The 18,851-nt window shown below is 69.1% G+C and carries 19 protein-coding genes and 1 pseudogene; 10 read left to right on the forward strand and 10 right to left on the reverse strand.

Annotated features, from left to right (window positions below; translation table 11 throughout):
- Positions 1-5 precede the first annotated feature (5 nt).
- The 4 genes and pseudogenes from IG08_RS0101865 to IG08_RS56630 all read right to left on the reverse strand — a co-directional run.
- Positions 6-452, reverse strand: a pseudogene (locus IG08_RS0101865) (DUF4232 domain-containing protein); the annotation flags it as partial.
- Between the two features lie 375 nt (positions 453-827).
- Positions 828-1,133, reverse strand: a complete 306-nt coding sequence (locus IG08_RS0101870; RefSeq protein ID WP_030595309.1) for a DUF6247 family protein — start codon at positions 1,131-1,133, stop codon at positions 828-830.
- A gap of 25 nt (positions 1,134-1,158) precedes the next feature.
- Complete coding sequence (locus IG08_RS0101875; protein WP_030595312.1) at positions 1,159-1,998, reverse strand: DNA-binding protein; 840 nt, start codon at positions 1,996-1,998, stop codon at positions 1,159-1,161.
- A gap of 361 nt (positions 1,999-2,359) precedes the next feature.
- A complete protein-coding gene (locus tag IG08_RS56630) occupies positions 2,360-2,500 on the reverse strand; it encodes a hypothetical protein (protein ID WP_234342783.1) in 141 nt (46 codons plus the stop codon).
- 122 nt (positions 2,501-2,622) lie between these two features.
- Here IG08_RS56630 and IG08_RS0101880 point away from each other — a divergent pair, with 122 nt between their 5' ends.
- Positions 2,623-3,435 (forward strand): helix-turn-helix domain-containing protein, encoded by an 813-nt coding sequence (locus IG08_RS0101880; protein ID WP_030595316.1) that lies wholly within the window; start codon positions 2,623-2,625, stop codon positions 3,433-3,435.
- Positions 3,432-3,620 (forward strand): DUF397 domain-containing protein, encoded by a 189-nt coding sequence (locus IG08_RS0101885; RefSeq protein ID WP_030595319.1) that lies wholly within the window; start codon positions 3,432-3,434, stop codon positions 3,618-3,620. Before IG08_RS0101880 ends, IG08_RS0101885 begins: the two co-directional genes overlap by 4 nt.
- On the opposite strand, the gene IG08_RS53840 is transcribed toward IG08_RS0101885, so the two are convergent.
- Positions 3,608-6,982 carry an ATP-binding protein gene (locus IG08_RS53840; RefSeq protein WP_063757743.1) on the reverse strand — a complete coding sequence of 1,125 codons (3,375 nt, stop codon included), beginning with the start codon at positions 6,980-6,982 and terminating at the stop codon, positions 3,608-3,610. The two genes, IG08_RS0101885 and IG08_RS53840, sit on opposite strands and share 13 nt — an antisense overlap.
- 127 nt (positions 6,983-7,109) lie before the next feature.
- On the opposite strand from IG08_RS53840, the gene IG08_RS0101895 reads away from it, so the two are divergent.
- The 4 genes from IG08_RS0101895 to IG08_RS0101910 all read left to right on the forward strand — a co-directional run bounded on the left by IG08_RS0101895 (position 7,110) and on the right by IG08_RS0101910 (position 9,252).
- Complete coding sequence (locus IG08_RS0101895; RefSeq protein WP_030595325.1) at positions 7,110-7,571, forward strand: hypothetical protein; 462 nt, start codon at positions 7,110-7,112, stop codon at positions 7,569-7,571.
- Positions 7,568-7,921: a hypothetical protein gene (locus IG08_RS0101900; RefSeq protein WP_030595328.1), complete on the forward strand. Its 354-nt coding sequence runs from the start codon at positions 7,568-7,570 to the stop codon at positions 7,919-7,921. The genes IG08_RS0101895 and IG08_RS0101900 overlap by 4 nt, the downstream gene beginning before the upstream one ends.
- 72 nt (positions 7,922-7,993) lie before the next feature.
- Entirely contained in the window at positions 7,994-8,272 is a 279-nt protein-coding gene (locus IG08_RS0101905; RefSeq protein WP_052424445.1) for a DUF6959 family protein, read from the forward strand.
- A 473-nt stretch (positions 8,273-8,745) separates the two neighbouring features.
- On the forward strand, positions 8,746-9,252 hold the full coding sequence (locus tag IG08_RS0101910; RefSeq protein ID WP_030595334.1) for a DUF2165 domain-containing protein: 507 nt from the start codon (positions 8,746-8,748) through the stop codon (positions 9,250-9,252).
- Here the strand turns inward: IG08_RS0101910 and IG08_RS0101915 are convergent.
- The 3 genes from IG08_RS0101915 to IG08_RS0101925 all read right to left on the reverse strand — a co-directional run bounded on the left by IG08_RS0101915 (position 9,245) and on the right by IG08_RS0101925 (position 13,446).
- A complete protein-coding gene (locus IG08_RS0101915; protein ID WP_030595336.1) occupies positions 9,245-9,814 on the reverse strand; it encodes a L,D-transpeptidase in 570 nt (189 codons plus the stop codon). The genes IG08_RS0101910 and IG08_RS0101915 overlap by 8 nt on opposite strands.
- A gap of 83 nt (positions 9,815-9,897) precedes the next feature.
- Positions 9,898-12,510, reverse strand: a complete 2,613-nt coding sequence (locus IG08_RS0101920; RefSeq protein ID WP_030595338.1) for a bifunctional FO biosynthesis protein CofGH — start codon at positions 12,508-12,510, stop codon at positions 9,898-9,900.
- A 69-nt stretch (positions 12,511-12,579) separates the two neighbouring features.
- The gene (locus tag IG08_RS0101925; protein WP_030595340.1) at positions 12,580-13,446 is read right to left on the reverse strand and encodes an LLM class F420-dependent oxidoreductase; all 867 of its coding nucleotides are present in this window, start codon (positions 13,444-13,446) and stop codon (positions 12,580-12,582) included.
- A gap of 28 nt (positions 13,447-13,474) precedes the next feature.
- On the opposite strand from IG08_RS0101925, the gene IG08_RS0101930 reads away from it, so the two are divergent.
- Complete coding sequence (locus tag IG08_RS0101930; protein WP_030595342.1) at positions 13,475-14,989, forward strand: CehA/McbA family metallohydrolase; 1,515 nt, start codon at positions 13,475-13,477, stop codon at positions 14,987-14,989.
- An 86-nt stretch (positions 14,990-15,075) separates the two neighbouring features.
- On the opposite strand, the gene IG08_RS0101935 is transcribed toward IG08_RS0101930, so the two are convergent.
- Positions 15,076-15,987, reverse strand: a complete 912-nt coding sequence (locus tag IG08_RS0101935; RefSeq protein ID WP_234342784.1) for a phosphotransferase family protein — start codon at positions 15,985-15,987, stop codon at positions 15,076-15,078.
- Between the two features lie 205 nt (positions 15,988-16,192).
- Positions 16,193-17,416: an RNA-guided endonuclease InsQ/TnpB family protein gene (locus IG08_RS0101940; protein WP_030595348.1), complete on the reverse strand. Its 1,224-nt coding sequence runs from the start codon at positions 17,414-17,416 to the stop codon at positions 16,193-16,195.
- A 55-nt stretch (positions 17,417-17,471) separates the two neighbouring features.
- Here IG08_RS0101940 and tnpA point away from each other — a divergent pair, with 55 nt between their 5' ends.
- The 3 genes from tnpA (at position 17,472) to IG08_RS0101955 (ending at position 18,579) form a co-directional block, all read left to right on the forward strand.
- Positions 17,472-17,900 carry an IS200/IS605 family transposase gene (gene tnpA, locus IG08_RS0101945; RefSeq protein ID WP_078655404.1) on the forward strand — a complete coding sequence of 143 codons (429 nt, stop codon included), beginning with the start codon at positions 17,472-17,474 and terminating at the stop codon, positions 17,898-17,900.
- Between the two features lie 198 nt (positions 17,901-18,098).
- On the forward strand, positions 18,099-18,383 hold the full coding sequence (locus IG08_RS0101950) for a helix-turn-helix domain-containing protein (RefSeq protein ID WP_030595354.1): 285 nt from the start codon (positions 18,099-18,101) through the stop codon (positions 18,381-18,383).
- A gap of 10 nt (positions 18,384-18,393) precedes the next feature.
- Positions 18,394-18,579, forward strand: a complete 186-nt coding sequence (locus IG08_RS0101955) for a DUF397 domain-containing protein (RefSeq protein WP_030595356.1) — start codon at positions 18,394-18,396, stop codon at positions 18,577-18,579.
- Positions 18,580-18,851 lie beyond the last annotated feature (272 nt).

The following is an 18,851-nucleotide window of genomic DNA, read 5'->3' on the forward strand; positions in this document are numbered from 1 at the left end:
TCCGTTCAGCTGAAGGGAACGGCGTCCGCCGCGTCGGTGTGCCAGTTGGTGACGATCGGGTCCTCGACAGTGATGGTGCCGACCGGCAGGGAAACCGGGTTGGGGTCGTCGTCACCGACGCCGACGATGATGCTGTCCAGTTCCTTGCCGCCGTCTCCGTTGGTGCTCTTCGGGTTCACCCCGGCGTAGGCGGCGGTGCTCCCACTCAGCTTGATCTGCTCGCCGACGGCCTGCTCCGCGGGACCCGCCTGGGTGCCGTCGGATCCGAACGCCACGGTCGGAAGCGCGGCGGGCAGGTAACAGGTGATCCCCGACTTCGCCTTCGCGACGATCAGTATGTAACCGCCGGCCTGGGTCTCGGACCTGGTGCTCCAGGAGATGTCGTTGGCGCCGCAGCTCTGCTCGACCGGCTCCTTCTTGCCGTTGCCGGTGTCGGCGCCGGAGCCGGCCGCCCACGAGGGCTGCGGAGACGAGGAGGGCCTTACGACGGCTACCGGACACGGAAATCCCCTTGATAATCGGTAAGTTGAGGCCGAAGCGGGTTCGGCTTCCCTGTGCTTTCTTGATCATTATGAGGGGGCTGCGAACCGAAAGGTTCCCGGCGTCTTCGTCCAAGGACAACGCTGTCACAGACCGGTGACATGATCACGTCGTTGGAACCCCTGCCGGGTTCGAACCGGCGGCCCACTCGACGCCACGACGGCTACGACAGTCATGACCCAGGGCGGCCGGCTCTGTGGCGATCCGCTCCACCTCTGCCATCGCCCCGGGCGGCAGTCCGCCCGTGACGTACTCGGCACTCGGGTTGTAGTCCCATGCCCAGTCCGTCACAGGCCCGCCTCCGCCTCGGCCGCCTCCCGGATCGCGCGGATCTCGGAGATGGCCTCGACCGGGTCCTGCTCCCCCGCATCGACGATCCGCTCCAGCTCACGCAGTCGGGCGGCGCGCTCCGGGTGCCGTTCAATCGCCACGAAGACGGCCCAGGAGTGCACGAAGGCCCGCAGCGGAGCCAGGCTCTGCGTCTGCTGCGCGTTCGTCGTGGCCTCGAAGAGGTGCTGTGTGAGGGCCGGGATCCGGCTCGGCGCGATACGTGTGACCGCCGCCCGCAACGCTTCCGGGGTGAGTTCGGGCATGGGGATCACTTCCCAGGTGGGCCTTCTACGCCGCCGACCGGGCCGTACGACAGCCTCGGCAGCGGCCTGACCGCGGGGAGCGGAAGGCTCGGTCGCAGTCGTCGCAGTTCTGGAGGGGGTCGGGGCGGGCGGCCTCCGGGCCGGTGCCGAAGGGCTCGAAGGGCGGCGGGAGGAGGGCGGTGAGGCGATGGGCCAGGAAGCCCGCCGGGTGACGTACGCCTTCCGACGGCAGATCCGCCGCGAGCGTTCGCTGTACGGCGTCGGGGGCGACGCCCCGTTCCAGCCAGGCGGCCACGGCAGGCGCGAGGCGGCGTACGTCGCGCTCGGCGAGGTGGAGACGGGGGTCGAGGGTGCGGAGGCCCACCAGGACGTTGCGGGCGGTGCGGTGGGCGGGCAGGCCGGAGGCATCCGGGGTGGGGAGCGGTGCGGTCGTGGTCGGGGCCGGATGTTCCGGCTCCTTGGGGTCCGGGGCCGGTTCGCGGCGGGGCGCGGGAGCCGCGTGGCCCCGCCGCGCCTGGGGCTTGTTGTACGAGGTCGTGCGCGTCACGATCCGTCCCGACGGCAGGCGCTCCTTGGTGCGGGACAGATAGCCGTGCTGCTCCAACTCCCGCAGGGCGGCGGCGATCCGAGTCTCGCCCTCGGGGAACTTGGCCGCGAGGACCTTGATGCCGACGAGGGTTCCGGTCGGGAGCGACTGGATGTGGGTCGCCAGGCCGATGGCCGTGAGGGACAGATCGGGATGCTGGGCCAGATGGTTTCCGACCACGGTGAACTCTTCGTTGTGGCGTTGGTCCACGTGGGCAACTCCAAGGGAGGAACGGCCGGAACGGGAGCGCGTGCGCGCGCTAAAGTGCTGCTCAGTCATCGGGAAGCTCTCTTCTTCCTGGGTGATCAGGCCCTCGTTCGGGATTGCACTCCCGGCGGGGGCCGTTTCATGTGTGCGGTTGGCTGTTGGGATCGACATTGCCCGATCAACTCGCCGCCGCGCCAGCGCGATTGATCGCGATCACCCGACCGAGTGACTCGCGTGATCAGGGGTGCGGTGAGTGACGGGCTGGGTGGGGCGGGTTTGGTTCTTTCCCCGGTTCTTTGTCTTTGGCGTCGGGCGCGGCCGGGTCACTGGTCCGGGCGATCCGGCGCCAGTTCGACCCATACGGTCTTGCAACGGGCCGCCCCGATTCCGCGTACTTCTGTGCCGGGTTCGGCATGCACGGGATCCGGTCACCTCAGGCGCCGGACGGCTCGCCCCAGTCGGCGAGTTGACGTTCCGTGAGCAGCCAAGCAAGGCGGGCGCCCCTGCGCGTTGCGGACAACAGCGCCGTGAAGTGCCGTACTGCGGTGGCGGCTTGGGTGATTTCCTGGTTCACGTCACTCAGCGTGGTCACTTCTGCCCCTACCCTGAACAGCACTGACGTCGGTACGCAGCGCGACAGTCCGGATGCGGTCCGGAGTCGTCCGGCTGGTACCTCGTATGCGGAAGGTGGGCGCCGTGGAGGACGAAGAGGCCGCGGCCGTACTCAAGATGGTCGGCCGCCAGATCAAGGTCTGGCGGGAGGCCGCCGGGATGAAGCAGACGGAACTCGGGGCGGCCATCGGGTACGGCGAGGACATGGTCTCGGCGGTCGAGCGCGGGCGGAGGGTTCCGCAGCCCGACTTCCTCGACAAGACCGATCAGGTGCTCGGGGCGGGCGGGAAGATTTCCGCGATGAAGAAGGACGTGGAGGAGGCGCGGTACCCGAAGAAGGTGCGGGATCTGGCGAAGTTGGAGGAGGAGTCGGTCGAGCTCGGGGCCTATGACAGCCACACCGTCCACGGCCTTCTACAGACGCCGGAGTACACACAGGCCTTGTTCGCGATGCGAGCGCCCTCGTACACCGCGGATGAGATCGACCGGCACGTCGCAGCACGTATGGCACGACAGGCCGTCTTCGAGCGCGTGCCCGCTCCCCTCCTCACCTTCGTCCAGGAAGAGGTCACGCTGCGAAGGCCGATCGGCGGCAGAATGGTGCTGCGACAACAACTCGAACACCTACTGGAGATCAGTAAGTTGAGGCACGTCGCGATCCAGGTGATGCCCACGGACCGTGAGGACCACGCGGGCATGAGTGGCTCGATCCGACTGCTGAAGCTCCGGGACGGCAAGACGCTCGGGCACTCGGAAGCCCAGCTCCACAGCCGCCTGATCAGCGATCCCCGGGAGGTCCAGATCCTGGAAATGCGCTATGGAATGATCCGGGCGCAGGCCCTCTCACCACGGGAGTCGCTGGCCTTCATCGAGAAAGTCCTGGGAGAAGAGACATGACCCCCGCGCTGAAGTGGTTCAAGAGCAGCTACAGCAGCAACGACGGCCCCGACTGCGTCGAGGTCGCGATAGCAGCCCCCGCCGACGCCACCGTCCACATCCGCGACTCCAAGGACAGCGAGGGCGTACAGCTCGCATTCACGAACCGCTCATGGGCCGCGTTCGTCGGGGCCTACTCCGCGTAGCGAGCCTGGACGGCGTCTCGCGCCGCGACGACCCGGGCCAGGCGAGGGCCGAAGAGTGCCGGGTCAGCGTCGCGGCAGCGTGCCAAAAGGGTGAGGAAATGGGCCAGGTCGGCCAGGTCCTCCCAGTCGTGGTCCTGGGTGAGCACTTCGGAGAACAAAGTATCGGCCCTGGCCCAGTCTCCCTGGGCGTAGCCGATCAGCACGTTGATGATGTCCGGCGCGACCTCGGCCAGCGCGAGGCGCCGCACCTCGCGCCACAGCGGCTTGGCGGCACTCAAACCCTCCTTCGTCCCGACCACCAGAGCCAGCATGGGCACTCCCCGCTCGGGACGGTTCGTCTGCAACCAGTCAGCGGCCTGCCGAGCATGTCCCCACCGGCCGGTTATGACGTCAGCGAACCAGCACGCGAACATCGTGGCGCTGTCGCCTTTCGGTTCGGCGATCGCACGCATGCTGTCGAGCAGGCGCACAGCCTCGCCGTATCGCCCTTTCCACAGCAGGACGTCGACAGCTCTGCCACGCGCCCACTCGACCGCATCGCCGCGCTCAAGGCACTGTCGGAGGTCGGCGAACGCCTGGTCGAGCCGCCCGATGGAGATGCACGTACTCGCGCGAGCCACGTACAGACTCGCATTGTTCGGCCGCAAGGAAAGTGCCCTGTCCAGGTCCCGCAAAGCTTCGAGGTATTGACTTCGCCTCAGCCGAGCCCGGCCTCTGACCTCCAGCGTGTCCGCATCGTCCGGACCGAGCTCCAGAGCACGGTCGAGCTCGGCCATCGCCTCGTCGCCCCTGCCCAGCGAGGTCAACGCCTCGGTTCTCAGAGCACGGACCCAGGCGAGATCTGGACTGCGTTCCAGAGCGAGGTCGTAGTCGGCAAGAGCCTCCTCGTATCGGCAGGCGTCCGCGTAGACGATGCCTCGTTGGCCGAGAGCCCAGCCCCCCGGCACAGCGGCCGAGACGGCCCTGTCCAGATCCGCCCACATGCCTTGCGCATCGCCCAGGTCACGTCGCAGGCGAGCACGCTGCACCAAGGCCCACACATACGTTGGGTCGAGCTCGATCGCGCGGTCGAAGGCCGCGCGCGCCTCCTCGGGGCGGTTCAGGCGGACGAGGGCGTACCCGCGGCCGGCGTGTGCTGAGTCGTACTCCGGGTCGAGCTCACAGGCCCTCCCGAGTTCCTCGACTGCCTCCTCGTACCTGCTCACCAGCCGGTAGGCGTCTCCGCGCTCGGAGGCGACCCACGCGTCTTCCGGTGCTATCTCCACCGCCCGGTCAAGGTCCGCGAAGGACTTCGCGAGCCGCCCCAGCCGCCGGTAGACCTCAGCTCTGTGGACGAGAGCCCACAGGTACTCGTCGTCGATCTCCAGCGCTCGGTCGAAGTCGGCGAGCGCACCGTCGTCGTCGCCGAGGGAATGCTTGCTGTACGCCCGGCTCGCCCATGCCACTTCATGTGTGGGATCCAGTGCCAGCACACGATCGAAGGCCTCGGCGGCCTCCTCATGCCGGCCCAATGTCCGGAGGACCTCTCCCCGGTCGAAGATGATCCGCACGTTGTCGGGGTGCAGCTCGTCCGCACGGTCGAAGTCGACCAAAGCCGCCACAGCGTCACCCGCTCTTCTGCGGGTGACGCCACGGCCGTGATATGCCTCCGCCGACTCCGGATTCAACACGAGCGCCCGGTCGTACTCGACGAGGGCCCGGTCATGCTCCCCCTTCGACCGCAGCTCCTGCCCCCGCACACAGTGCGCCTCGGCCCGCCCGAACGCATCGAGGCCTGCCCGGTCAAGCAGCAGCCCCAGAACGAGCAGAGATCCCTCCGACTCGGCCGAGAGGGCTACGAGAAGGTCGTGGCCCCATCCATGCAATCCTGCCGCGTCCGCCTGCTCTCCCGCGTCCAAGAGCACCTGCGCGCAGCCGCGTGCCGCAACCTCGCCCGCGCGGCAGGCGTCGACTACGTCCCTGAGCACCTGCCCCAGCACGGTCTGAGGCCGGGCGCTCAGCAAGTGGTACGACTCCTCGAGCCTCAGCTCGCGCCATGACTCGTCGAACCACAACTTGTCCGGTTCCAGCCCTTCTTCCGCCTCGGCACGCCACCCCCCATACACCTCCGCGAGCCTCGCATGCCGCTCCGTCCACTGCCGCGGCGACCGCGTCCGCTCAAGCCTGAGCATGGCCGTGCGAACGACGTCGTGGTAGTGGACGCGACCCGCCCGCTCGCTCACGAACGGCAGCCCTCGCAACCACTCGTACGACCCTCCGGTCTCTCCATCCACGGCCGCTCGGAACCCGTCCTTGTCCAGCCACCTCGGCAGAGCGCACGCGATTGCGACCTCCCGCCGCACCGGATCGCGCTCCGACTTGAGGAAGCGCTCCACGGCGGTGGCGGTTGGATCGTCGATCGCGCCCGAGTTCTCGGCGAGGGTCGACACGAGCACCGGAAGGCCCCCGGACAGCCGCAACACTTCCCGTACGACGTCCTCGTCCACCACCCTTTTCGCCGCGAGCAGTTGGCGCACCTCGGACTCCGTGAACGGCTCCAGGGGAAACTCGGCAACGAACCCGGCGTAGTCCGCCCATCGTGCGGGGTCGGGGCCGTGCTGGCCAGCCAGGGTGACGACCACGTTTGCGGGCAGCGCACCGTACCGGTCCGTGGTGATCAGGTCGAGCAGCCAGGGATCGAGGAAGGGCGCCGTGCGCTCGTACGTGTCGAAAAAGAGCACGACCCAGGGCACGTCGGCGGCCACCCGGTCCAGCTCCGCAACGAAGACCGGTGTCAGGACCTTCAGCGGCTCCAGAACCAGCTGCCCGTCGTCGTGATTCCGGAAGCGCGCACTGAGCGCCGCCCTCAACCGGTCTGTACCGTGGGCCACTTGAGCCGGGTCGATGGCCCCGGCGAAGGCCCCCACGACTGGAACCATGCCCAGGCCGATCAGCCCGGCCTGCGACACGGCCATGCTGCCCGGCGAGGGCGATGCGGGCAGGCCGGGGTCCGGCCCGACCTCCAGTGCCGCCGAAGCCGTCTCCGCCTCGTGGCGGCGCTGGCGGTAGGTGGCAAGGAGCTTGTCCAGGGCCTTCAACTCCGCGCCCTGCCTGGCGCACTGCGCGCTGATCGCCGCCATCGCCTCGGGCACGCTGTTCACGGTCTCGTCCGTGCAGGCAGTGAGCGCCTTGCGCTGCGCGGCCACGGCCTGAAGCTCGCGGATCAAGGAGGACTTACCGACTCCCGCCGCGCCGTGGATGTGGAAGACAAAGCTGTGCCGCTCATCCTCAGGCGAGGCGTCGAAGTTGGCGCGAAAAAGGTCGAGTTCGCTGCGACGGCCGACAAACCCAGCACGCTTGCGACGTCCGATCAGCTCCTGCATCGAAGGCCGTGTCGACCCCATCCGCACCACCCCCGTAGCTCGCTCGCCTGAAGTCTGGCAGAGGCATGGGCTCCCGGACAGCCCTCACCGATTGACTTCGGAATACGTTCCGAAGTACCGTCGGATCATGTCCACTCCCACGGTCGCCTTCTCCGAGCTCTCGAAGAATTCGAAGCGTGTCGCCGAGACGCTCGACCGGACTCAGCGTGTGCACATCACGCGTCGGGACGGCGAGGATCTCTACCTGACGACAGCCCGCCACGACCAGCAGCGCGAAGAGACGGCGGACATCACGGCCCGCCTTCTCGCCGCCCTGGTCCGTAGCGATGCAGGCGAGCGGGCCATACTGCGCGCGCTGCCCTCGGTCTTCCCATGGGGCCGTCACCTGTCGGGGGACGAGCTAAAGCAGTTCGTGGCCGAGCTCATCGACGCCACCTACGACGCGGCCCAGCTGGACGTCCACGCCAATCTCCACCGAGTCGTCGTCGAATGGCGCGCGACGGCACGTGTCCTCGCCGACCCCGAGCTCACCGCACAACTCACCCGCCGACTGCCGGACGAGGACCACGGCGAGGTGACCGCTCCATGAGCCCGAAGCGCGGCGACGACGTCGCCCCTCCGCCGGTGGGTGGGGAATGGCGCCTGCGGTTCGCGACCAACGAGGCGGCGAAGGGATGGGGCGAGCTGGGCGCGGAGGCCCCGGGGAACACCCGGCGCTGCTTCGAGGCACTGCGCAACGACCCTCTGTCCCGAGCGGATCCCGACCGTCAGCACCGGTTACGGGGTCGTCTGGCCACGGGCAATCTCGGCGGGCAGGAGTATCCCCAGTGGGAGTACGAGGTGACGGCAGGCGGTCGCGCGCGTTACCTCGTCGACGAAGCGCGCCGCACCGTCCATCTCGTGTACGCGTCCACCCGCCACCCCAAGGACACCGAGTAGCCCCTCGAGGCGTCTGACCGGGCCACTCGACACCAGCAGTCCCCACGTCACCTTCTATCCACAGGGTTAGGGATGAGCGAACAGGAAACCTCAGCCGCGCTACTGGCGGTTTCGGGCAACTACGCGGTGGTCCAACTGCCGAACCGCCGGTATCCGGCGCTGGCCGTTCAGGGAGACTCCCTGAAGGTCCTTCAGGAGACCATCGAGGAACTGGCCGGAAACCTGGATTCGGGAGACCTGGAAGAGGCGGGATTCGCCTTCAGGGAGATCCAGTCAACGGTCTCGGCGATGCTGTCGGTGTATGAATCGGCTTTGAGCGAGGCAGGAGTCAAGCTCCCCTACGTGCGCTGAGACGGGATCCGCTTGTCACGGATGCCTCGCCGGATTTCTTCCGGCGAGGCATCCGCGGTTCTTGACGACGGTGGCGTGGAAGGGGGTATGTCGGAGAGCAGCGTCGCAATCGAGTGCCGGAACCGGAGTGCTCAACTCCCAGATTCCACAAAGTGGGCTCGGATGGAACGGAACGTGCGAGGTGCTCCAACTCCCGTACCAGGAAGGACTTTCCGACGCCCGCGTTGCCGTGCACATGGAAGCGGAAGCGGTGGCGCGCATCCCCCGGCGGGATGTCGAAGTTCCCCAGGAACGCGGCCTGTTCGACGCGCCGGCCCACGAATCCGGCCCTTCTGCGCTGCTCGACCAGCTCCTGCAGCGACGGTCGCGCCTGTGCCATCCGTACCGTCCGTCCCCTAGTCCCGGTCCGTGCGCTCCCCATTCTGGCTCAATGCCTATGGAACACACCGGGCCGTGCGGGGAAGATGACCTTCATGCCAACTACACCCCCACGAAGCGCCCTCCACCTCACGGCCACCCTCCTCACCGCGAGCGTCGCGCTCTACATCGCGCTCGTCGCCTTCGGGAACATCACCGACTTCGGGACGAACCAGCAGTTCGTGCAGCACGTTCTCGCGATGGATACGACGTTCAAGGACGACGATCTGATGTGGAGAGCCATCACCAGCAAGGGACTTCAGGACGCGGCGTACGTCGCGATCATCGTCTGGGAGACCCTTGCCGCGCTCGTGCTCATATACGGCACCTGGCTCTGGTTCCGGCGTGACGATCTCCGCGCGCGCCGCTTCTCCACCTACGGCCTGCTCATGCTGATGCTGCTCTTCGGTGCCGGGTTCATCGCGATCGGCGGGGAGTGGTTCTCGATGTGGCAGTCGGACACCTGGAACGGGCTCGACGCGGCGCTGCGGGTGTTCCTGCTGAGCGGGGTCGTGCTGCTGGTGGTCAACCTGCCCAACACCACTGACCGCTCGGCTACTTGACCACCACCACCGACGTCTCCACCGTCCCGAACGTCCACAGCGCCTCCCCGTCCGCCTTCCGCATCCGGATGCCGCTCGTCTGGGCGCCGGCCGCGACGGCGGGCGGCGAGGAGCCGTCCACCGCGTTGGAGAAGGCGATCGAGAGGCCGGACTTAGCGGCGAAGTACACGACGTGCTCGATCTGCACGCCGTCGGAGCCGGTGGTGGCGTCGTTGCGCACGGAGACCGTGTAGGTGCCGGGGTCCGGGCTCACGGTCCCCGGCCACACCGCGAAGGTGCTGCGGGAGGCGTCGCTCGCGTCCACGAGCCACACCCGCTTCTGGCCGAGCGAGTAGACGATACGGCGGCCGGTGCCGGAGCCGTCCGGGACCGCGGCCGCCGACTCGGACGCCCGGGGCGAGGGAGACACGCTCGCGGACGCGCTCGGCTGAGCGACCGGGGCTTCGGGATGCGCGCCCCGGTCCGCCTTCACGGTCAGGAAGGCGACGACCACGATCGCGCCCGCCGTCAGGCCGGACACCCAGACCCACGAGGGAAGCAGCCGTCGGGCAGGCACGGGCACGCATCTCCTCAGGTACAGGGACCCCTCCAGAGGGGGTCCGATCATCGTACTGTGACGGCCCCCGTCTCTCGGTCCAGCGTCTCTCAGTCCAGCACCGGCAGCAGCTCCGGCAGATGCCCGTCCGAGACGGCCGCCGCGCGCTGCCGCTCCTCCGGGACCTCGCCGTACAGCGTCGTGCGCGGCTTCGACGGCCTCCCCGCCGCCTCCGCCACCGCGATCAGGTCCTTCACCGACTTGTACGAGCCGTACGACGAGCCCGCCATCCGGGAGATCGTCTCCTCCATGAGCGTGCCGCCGAGGTCGTTCGCACCCGAGCGGAGCATCTCCGCCGCGCCCTCGGTGCCGAGCTTCACCCAGCTGGTCTGGATGTTCGGGATGTGCGGGTGGAGGAGCAGACGCGCCATCGCCGTCACCGCCCTGTTGTCCCGCATCGACGGGCCGGGGCGCGCGATGCCCGCCAGGTACACCGGCGCGTTCGTGTGGATGAACGGGAGCGTGACGAACTCCGTGATGCCGCCCGTCTGTTGCTGGATACGGGCCAGGGTCCGCAGGTGGCCCAGCCAGTGGCGCGGCTGGTCGACATGGCCGTACATCATCGTGGACGTCGACGGGATGCCGACCTCGTGCGCCGTCGTGATCACCTCGATCCACGTCGCCGTCGGCAGCTTGCCCTTGGTGAGGACCCAGCGGACCTCGTCGTCCAGGATCTCGGCCGCCGTGCCGGGGATGGAGTCCAGCCCGGCCTCCTTCGCGGCCGTCAGCCACTCGCGGATCGAAAGACCCGTCCTGGTCGCGCCGTTCACGACCTCCATCGGCGAGAAGGCGTGCACATGCATCCCGGGGACCCGCTCCTTCACCGCCTTCGCGATGTCGAAGTACGCCGTCCCCGGCAGGTCGGGATGGATCCCGCCCTGCATGCAGACCTCCACCGCGCCCACGTCCCAGGCCTGTTGGGCACGGTCGGCGACCTGATCCAGGGAGAGCGTGTAGGCGTCGGCGTCCGTCCTCCTCTGCGCGAAGGCGCAGAAGCGGCAGCCGGTGTAGCAGACGTTGGTGAAGTTGATGTTCCGGGTGACGATGTAGGTGACGTCGTCGCCGACGACCGACTTGCGGACGTCGTCCGCGATGCGCGTCAGCGCGTCCAGCGCGGGGCCGTCTGCGTGCAGCAGGGCGAGGGCTTCGCCGTCGGTGAGCTTCGTCGGGTCGTCGGCCGCCGTCGCCAGCGCCTGGCGTACGTCCGTGTCGATGCGCTCCGGTGCCATGCCGGGGGCGGCCGCCTCGCGCAGGGCGCCCCAGTCGCCGTACACCTCGTCGAAGTCGTCGCGGCGGTCGGACGTACGGCCGTCGGTGTCGATGGTGCGGTGCAGGTCGGTGCGGCCGGACGCCTCGAAGACCTCCTCCGGCTCCTGCCACGGGTGACCTTCCACCACGGCGTCCGGCCGCGCGAGACCCGTCTCCGGGTCCGCGAGCGCCCGTACGTGCGGACGCAGCCGCGGGTCCAGCCAGGGCTCGCCGCGCTGGACGAACTCGGGGTACACGCAGAGGCGTTCGCGCAGTTCGAAGCCGACGGCTGCCGAGCGCTCGGCCAGTTCCTCGATCTGCGGCCAGGGGCGTTCCGGGTTGACGTGGTCGATCGTCAGCGGCGAGACCCCGCCCCAGTCGTCGATGCCGGCGCCGATGAGCCGCTCGTACTCGGAGTCGACGAGGTTGGGAGGGGCCTGGAGACAGGCCGACGGGCCCATGATGTGCCGGGCCACCGCCACGGTCGCCACCAGCTCGTCGAGTTCCGCGTCCGGCATGCCGCGCATCGCCGTGTCCGGCTTGGCGCGGAAGTTCTGGATGATCAGTTCCTGGATGCCGTGGTAGGACCGGGAGACCTTCCGGAGGGCGAACAGCGACTCCGCGCGCTCCTCGTACGTCTCGCCGATCCCGATGAGAATCCCTGACGTGAAGGGGACCGACGAACGACCGGCGTCCTCCAGAACCCGCAGGCGTACGGCGGGTTCCTTGTCCGGGGAGCCGTAGTGCGGGCCGCCGGGCTCGGACCAGAGGCGGGTCGCGGTCGTCTCCAGCATCATGCCCATGGACGGGGCCACCGGCTTGAGCCGCTGGAAGTCCGTCCACGTCATCACGCCCGGGTTGAGGTGGGGCAGCAGCCCCGTCTCCTCCAGGATGCGGATGGAGATGGCCCGGACGTACGCGATCGTGTCGTCGTAGCCGTGCGCGTCGAGCCATTCCCGCGCCCCCGGCCACCTGTCCTCCGGCTTGTCGCCGAGGGTGATCAGGGCTTCCTTGCAGCCGAGGGCGGCGCCCTTGCGGGCCACGTCGAGCACCTCGTCCGGGGACATGAACATGCCGTGGCCGGCCCGGCGGAGCTTGCCGGGCACGGTGACGAACGTGCAGTAGTGGCACTTGTCCCGGCACAGCCGGGTGAGGGGGATGAAGACGCTCTTCGAGTACGTGATGACGCCGGGGCGTCCCGCCGCCTCCAGGCCCGCGTCCCGCACCCGGGCGGCGGACGCGGTGAGGTCCTCGAGGGCCTCACCGCGTGCCTGCAGCAGCACCGCGGCCTCGGAGACATCGAGGGCGACGCCGTCCCGGGCGCGTTTGAGGGCGCGACGCATGGAGTTCTCGGTTGGACCGGTGCCGCCGGGGCGGTCGGTGGGGCCGGTTCCGGAGGTCGCGGAAGTCGTCATCCCTCGAGCATACGAGCGAGGTGATCAGGGCAGACAGGCACCGCCCGATTCGTCCCCGACGGCCGGTCGTTACACGGTGTCACGAGCCCAGGAGACATAAGGGGCATAGTCGTCCAGCAGCTTGAACACCTCCGCCTCCCCCACCGGCGGCAGCTGCACGACGACCTCCTCGATGCCCAGTTCCGCGTAGTGCGCGAGCTTGCCGGGGGTGGGGAAGACGGCGTACGGGACGACCTGGAGGGCGGCCGGGTCGCGGCCCGCGTCGGCCCAGGCGGCGCGCAGCACCGGCAGCGACTCGGACAGGCCGCGCCCGCCGATCGGCAGCCACCCGTCGGCGTACTCGCAGATGTTCGCGAACAGCTTCGGCCCGGCCGTCCCGCCGACGAGCGTGCGCGGGCCGACCACGGGGCCGCGCGGCTTCTGCGCGGGTTTGGGGTACGCGTGGCTCGCCTTGACGCTCCCGAACTCCCCCGCGTACGCGGTCGGTCCCTCCGACCACAGCGCCCGCATGAGGGCCATCCGGTCCCGGACCAGCTCGCGCCGGGTGCGCCACTCGACGCCGTGGTCCTCGGCCTCCTCGACGTTCCACCCGAATCCCAGCCCGAGGGTGAAGCGCCCGCCGCTCAGGTGGTCCAGCGTCGCGACCTGCTTGGCGAGGTCGATCGGGTCGTGCTGGGCGACGAGTGTGATGCCGGTGCCGAGGCCGAGCCGCTCGGTGACGGCGGCGGCCTGGCCGAGCGCCACGAAGGGGTCGAGCGTACGGCCGTACTCGGGCGGCAGCTCGCCACCGGCGGGGTAGGGCGTGGCCCGCTCCACCGGGATGTGCGTGTGCTCGGGCAGATAGAGACCGGCGAACCCCCGCTGCTCCAGCTCACGGGCGAGCCGGGTCGGGGTGATCGTCTCGTCGGTGAGGAAGATCGTCACGGAGATACGCATGGTTCATCTGTACCGGGCGGAGGCCGACATGTCCATACCGACTGGTCGGCATCTCAGGTCGACGCCCTTCCCGGGAGCCGCCGTCGCGCTTACGTTGGGAAGCGTGAGCTTCGCTTCAGCGGCCGGGGTGGCCGACGGCGACCAGGAGACGAGGACGATCCGGGGAACGCTGCCCACCGGCTCCCCCGACTTCGTGTACGTCCCCGTCGAAGTCCCGTCCGGCGTACGGGAGATCAAGGTCGCGTACACCTACGACCGCCCGACCGTCCCCTCCGGCACGGCGGGCAACGCGCTCGACATCGGCATCTTCGACGAGCGGGGGACGGAGCTGGGCGGCCGCGGCTTCCGGGGCTGGTCGGGCGGGGCGCGCACGGAGTTCTTCCTCCGGGGCGACGACGCGACGCCGGGGTACATCGCCGGGCGGGTGCGGGCGGGCACGTGGCATGTGGCGCTGGGTCCCTACACGGTGGCGCCGCAAGGGCTGACGTACGAGATCACGATCACGCTGACGTACGGCGCGCAGGGTGCGGTGGTGGAGCCGGTGCACCCGCCTTCGCGTGCTGCCGGCCGGGGCCGGGCCTGGTACCGGGGCGACTGCCACCTGCACTCCTGGTACTCCGACGGCCGCCGCACCCCCGCGGAGATCGGGGCGCTGGCGCGGGCGGCGGGCCTGGACTTCATCAACACCTCGGAGCACAACACGCATGCGGCGCACGGGCATTGGGCCGACGTCGCCGGTGACGACCTGCTGGTGATGCTCGGCGAGGAGGTCACGACGAGGAACGGCCACGTGGTGGCCCTGGGCACGGAGCCCGGCACGTTCGTCGACTGGCGCTACCGGGCCCGCGACAACCGCTTCAGCCGTTTCGCCCGCCAGATCCGCAGGTCGGGAGGCCTGGTCGTCCCCGCCCACCCGCACGCCACCTGCATCGGATGCAACTGGAAGTTCGGCTTCGCCGAGGCGGACGCGGTGGAGGTCTGGAACGGCCCCTACACGCCGGACGACGAGGTGGCGCTGGCGGACTGGGACGGGATGCTGGTGGCGTCGGTGCGGGACCGTGGCGGGCGGGGCTGGCTCCCGGCGATGGGGAACAGCGACGCACACCGGGCTCCGGACGTGGTGGGCCTGCCGCAGACGGTGGTGCTGGCGGATGACCTGACCCGGGAGGCGATTCAGGCGGGGATCCGGGCGGGGCGGTCGTATGTGGCCGAGTCCGGGAGTGTGTCGCTGGCGTTCGGGGCGTCGGGCGGGCGGGGTGAACACGCGGGAATCGGGGAGCGGTTGGAGGTGGACCGGTCCGTGCCGGTGACGGTGCGGCTGGAGGTGGCGGGGGCGCCTCGGTGCGTGGTGCGGTTCGTGACGGACCAGGGGGTGCTGTTCACGAGCGGGGTGCTGCCGGTGGCGGGGTCGGGCGTCGTCGAGTGGCAGACGACCGCGTCCTACGCGGCGTACGTACGGGCGGAGTTGCGGCACGAGACGGCGATGGGGCCGTTGCCGGGGGCGTTGGCGGCGTTCACGAATCCAGTGTTTCTGGGGGCGTAGGTCCAGTCAGTCGATGCCGTCGGAAGGGGGACGTGTTGAGGGGGCCCGGCGCTCGTCGCCGTGCCCGCGCCCCGGACCGCCTCGGCTCAGCCCAGTGTGTCCATCAGGGCGGTGACATAGGCATCCAGCCGCTCCTCCACGGCTCGCGTGGTCAGCTCTGTCCTCCCTGCCTCCCGCCATGGCCGCGCGACCAACCGCACTTCTTCTGAGAACGCCAGCCCGTCCCGCACCTGCCAGTACAGCCGCTCGCTCGCGGCCGCGGCCAGCACCCCGCCGGCCTCCTCATACGCCTCAGCGAACCGCAGACCCCACGCCGGGCCGTGCAGCAGCGCGAGATTGGTGGAGCAGTGCGCCACATCGAGATCCGCCGGGCCCCAGGAGGTCGCTGCCCAGTCGACGACGCCGGTGATCCGGGCACCTGCCGACCGTGGGTGCGGCACGTCGAACAGCACGTTGCCGGGGTGGAAGTCCCGGTGCAGGAACCGCCCTTCATAGGGCGGCGCGGGCTTGCGGATCATGTCGATCGCCGCGGCCCATGCCGCCGCGTCGGCGCCCTTCGGAGTCACGACGGTGTCGGCGGTCGTCAACGTCACATACTTCCGGGGCCCCTCGGCGGGTCGCAACGCGTGGATCGCCACGAGTTGACGGGCCAGCAGAGGGATGCGCGCCGCCACTCCCTCATCGTCGAGGACCGTCCGGCCCGCCAGATGTGTCATGAGGAGCGATGGATACTCGCAATGCGCGGCGGTCGGATCGACCGCGACCAGTCCAGGAGCCGTCACGCCGGTCCCCACGAGCAGGGTCAGGGCGTTTGTCTCCCGGTCCAGCAGGTCCTCGGCGTGCTCCACGAAGAACGGGTCGACGAAGGTCCGCAGCACCAGGTCGCGGATGCCTCCGTCCCGCGTGCCGATCGTCAGCCGTCGCATTTCGGCAGTGACGCCGCCGTGCAGCGCCTCGGTTCTGACGATCCGTTCGCCCGCCTCCAGATGCCGGCTCACCCAAGCCAGTGTCAACGGTCGGACAGCCCCCGCCTCATCGTGATTGGTCACCGTGCCACCCCATCATCCGGACGACAGCCCGCGCAAAGGCTTTCGTCGGTGCACGTGGATCGTGCGGAAGGTGCAGGGTTTGACATCCTCCGCCCCGTGAACGGGGCGGAATCCCATCCGTGTCGCAGTGCGGCCGGGTGGGTGGTTGACGCTTCTAAGACTGGGTAACCCCGAGGTCTCCGCGTCCTGACACCGCATGTCCTGCGGCGTGTTCGATGTTGCGGGCGGCGTTGGTGTCCGCGTTCTCCTCGTGTCCGCAGCCGTCTGCCTTGCAGACGAAGCGGGACTGGCTCTCACGGCTGCCTGAGGTGATGAACCCGCAGGCAGAGCAGCGCCGGGAGGTGTTCGGGGCGGGAACCTTGACCAGGATGCCGCCCCGGTCGGCCAGCTTGTATTCGAGGAAGGTGACGGTTCGTCCCCATGCCTCGCCGCTGATCGACCGGTTCAGTCCGGCTTTCTGCCGGACGTTTGTACCGGGGGCTTCCACGGTCCCCTTGGCGGACTTGACCATGTTGCGGATGGCTAGGTCTTCCACCCCGATCACACCGAAGGTGTCGGCAAGCTCGGTGGTGGTCTTGTGCTGCCAGTCGACCGCTCGGCGCGTGGCTCTTGCGCGGAGCTGGGCGATCTGTTCGTACGTGCGGCGCAGGCGGTTGCTGGTGCGTTCGCCGGGCTTGCGGTGGGCGCGCTGGCGTTCCCGCTGCTGTTCCAGCCGCTTGAGCCGCTTGGCCTCACCAGGGGTGAGCCACGACTCGTGTTCGCGGAAGGATCCGTCCGAGAGGGCGAGAGGCTTGGCTATGCCCCGGTCGATGCCGACGATCGGTCCCTCGTGGGGCTTCGGCTCGTCCGTCTCGGCCTGGACGCGGAAGACGATGTGCCAGCCGCCTGCTTCCTTCACCAGCCGCGCCCCGGTGACCCGGTTGTTCTCGCCGGCGCGCTTGCCGTACGGGAGATCCTTGGTCCAGCGGAAGCGGACCAGGCCGACCATGGGCACCCAGCACTGGCCCCAGTGGCGGGACAGACGCGTGATCCGCAGGTCACGGCCCTGGGGGATATCCACGGCCCGGCGGGCGGTGCGCTTCTTGAAGGTCGGCGCTTCGGCGCGGCCTTCCCAGCAGTTCACCCAGGCCCGGTGATACGTCTTGAGTACCTGCTGAGCAGCCTGCGCGGGCACGGCCCCCAGCCAGGGGATGTCTTTGCGGGCCTGCCGGACCGCCTCGTCCATGCGGGCGAGGGACCGCTGGCACTTCGGTGTCATCTCCCACAGCTCGTGCAGGAGATTCCACATCGCACGGGCTCCGTGGCCCTGATCATCGACCTGGGCGAGCTGGTCGGGGGTGAGGTAAAGCCGGGCCTTGTGACCACGCTGACGCTTCAACTTCCCTCCCCGCTCCGCTCGTTGGCCGGTTCACCGACCATACTAGCATTGGTGCATGTCACCGCGATGGGAAGCAGCACCCGATATCAGACGCTCAGCACACGTCGTCTACCACCTGCACGTTCACTTGGTGTTCGTCACCAAATACCGGCGCGGCGTCTTCACGCCCGAGATGCTGGAACGCTGCGAAGAGATCATGCGAGACGTGTGCACGGACTTCGAGGCAGAACTGAAGGAGTTCAACGGCGAGCGCGACCACGTACACCTTCTGGTGCACTACCCGCCGAAGGTCGCCCTCTCCAAGCTGGTCAACAGCCTCAAAGGAGTCAGCTCCCGCAGGCTCCGCTTCGAGTACACCGGCGAGGTGAACCGGGCGATCATGCACGGCCGGTTCTGGTCTCGCTCGTATTTCGCCGGGAGCTGCGGCGGGGCACCGCTGACCGTCGTACGCCAGTACATCGAGAACCAGCGGCGCCCCGTCTGACCTGGCCGAGATCAACACTGCGCACCCGTGCCCCCAGTGCGGGTCAGAGCAGTCTTGAGATGGCCTACACCCCCCGCCTGTAGGCGGGGGCACTGGCCAAGATCACCGGTAGTTCCAGGACGGGGATACGGTGGCCACCGGAAGTCCCCGGTCGCTGAGGGGAGTTGGCCGGGTACCTGGTGTCTCAGAGGAGTTCACGTGCCTGCCAGACCCCCTCTGACGGCCCGCCGTCTCCGGCTCGCCGTGGAGCTGCGCAAGATGCGCGAGCGCGCGGGAATGACGGCGATCGAGGCCGCCTGCGCGCTCGGTACGAGTCAAGGGCAGCTCAGCAACGTGGAGTCGGGTCGGTTCGGGGTGAGCCCTGAGCGCGTCAGGGCGCTGGCCAGCATGTACTCGTGCCCGGACCGGGCGTTCGTCGAAGCCACCGCCCTCAGTCCCGAGAAGTCCCGGGATCTGATCCATCACATCGCCCAGAACCTGTGAAGGAGCCGACATGTACCCGCACGGCTGGCAGAAGTCGTCCTACTGCGGGCAGGGCGAATCCTGCGTCCACATATCCGCCACCGCCAAGGCGGTCCACCTCACCGAGAGCGCCGATCCCACCCAAGCCGTCCTCACCACCGACCCCGTCGCCTTCGGCGCCCTTCTCAACGCGCTGAAGTCGTCCGCAGGACAGTGAGCCGGTCCCGGCGGGAGGCGCTGGCGCTTGGCGCCGGGGTCTCGGCGGGTGCTGTGCTGGCCGGATGTGGCGGGGAGGGGCGTAAAGCCGCTCCCACACCGAGCCGCAGCCGAAGCCAAAGCCCCAGCCGTACGCCCGCTCGTCTCCCCCTCGCCCTCGTCGTCCACCCCACCCGAGCCCCCGGCCTCTCCGCCGACCCCCAACTCCTCGCGGACGTAAGGGCGGGCAGGCCCCTGACCTGGGAGCGGCTCGGCGGTACCGGTGGAGCCGCC

Source organism: Streptomyces fulvoviolaceus, assembly GCF_000718165.1.
GTDB lineage: Bacteria > Actinomycetota > Actinomycetes > Streptomycetales > Streptomycetaceae > Streptomyces > Streptomyces fulvoviolaceus.

Excerpts from the sequence above, each read along its gene's own strand:
- IG08_RS0101905 (WP_052424445.1), top strand. The coding sequence starts at position 7,994 with ATGAGCGAACAGGAAACCTCAGCCGCGCTACTGGCGGTTTCGGGCAAC.
- IG08_RS0101900 (WP_030595328.1), top strand. The coding sequence starts at position 7,568 with ATGAGCCCGAAGCGCGGCGACGACGTCGCCCCTCCGCCGGTGGGTGGG.
- IG08_RS53840 (WP_063757743.1), bottom strand. The coding sequence starts at position 6,982 with ATGCAGGAGCTGATCGGACGTCGCAAGCGTGCTGGGTTTGTCGGCCGT.
- IG08_RS0101895 (WP_030595325.1), top strand. The coding sequence starts at position 7,110 with ATGTCCACTCCCACGGTCGCCTTCTCCGAGCTCTCGAAGAATTCGAAG.
- IG08_RS0101875 (WP_030595312.1), bottom strand. The coding sequence starts at position 1,998 with ATGACTGAGCAGCACTTTAGCGCGCGCACGCGCTCCCGTTCCGGCCGT.
- IG08_RS0101910 (WP_030595334.1), top strand. The coding sequence starts at position 8,746 with ATGCCAACTACACCCCCACGAAGCGCCCTCCACCTCACGGCCACCCTC.
- tnpA (WP_078655404.1), top strand. The coding sequence starts at position 17,472 with ATGTCACCGCGATGGGAAGCAGCACCCGATATCAGACGCTCAGCACAC.
- IG08_RS0101885 (WP_030595319.1), top strand. The coding sequence starts at position 3,432 with ATGACCCCCGCGCTGAAGTGGTTCAAGAGCAGCTACAGCAGCAACGAC.
- IG08_RS0101930 (WP_030595342.1), top strand. The coding sequence starts at position 13,475 with ATGTCCATACCGACTGGTCGGCATCTCAGGTCGACGCCCTTCCCGGGA.
- IG08_RS0101955 (WP_030595356.1), top strand. The coding sequence starts at position 18,394 with ATGTACCCGCACGGCTGGCAGAAGTCGTCCTACTGCGGGCAGGGCGAA.
- IG08_RS0101925 (WP_030595340.1), bottom strand. The coding sequence starts at position 13,446 with ATGCGTATCTCCGTGACGATCTTCCTCACCGACGAGACGATCACCCCG.
- IG08_RS0101920 (WP_030595338.1), bottom strand. The coding sequence starts at position 12,510 with ATGACGACTTCCGCGACCTCCGGAACCGGCCCCACCGACCGCCCCGGC.
- IG08_RS0101870 (WP_030595309.1), bottom strand. The coding sequence starts at position 1,133 with ATGCCCGAACTCACCCCGGAAGCGTTGCGGGCGGCGGTCACACGTATC.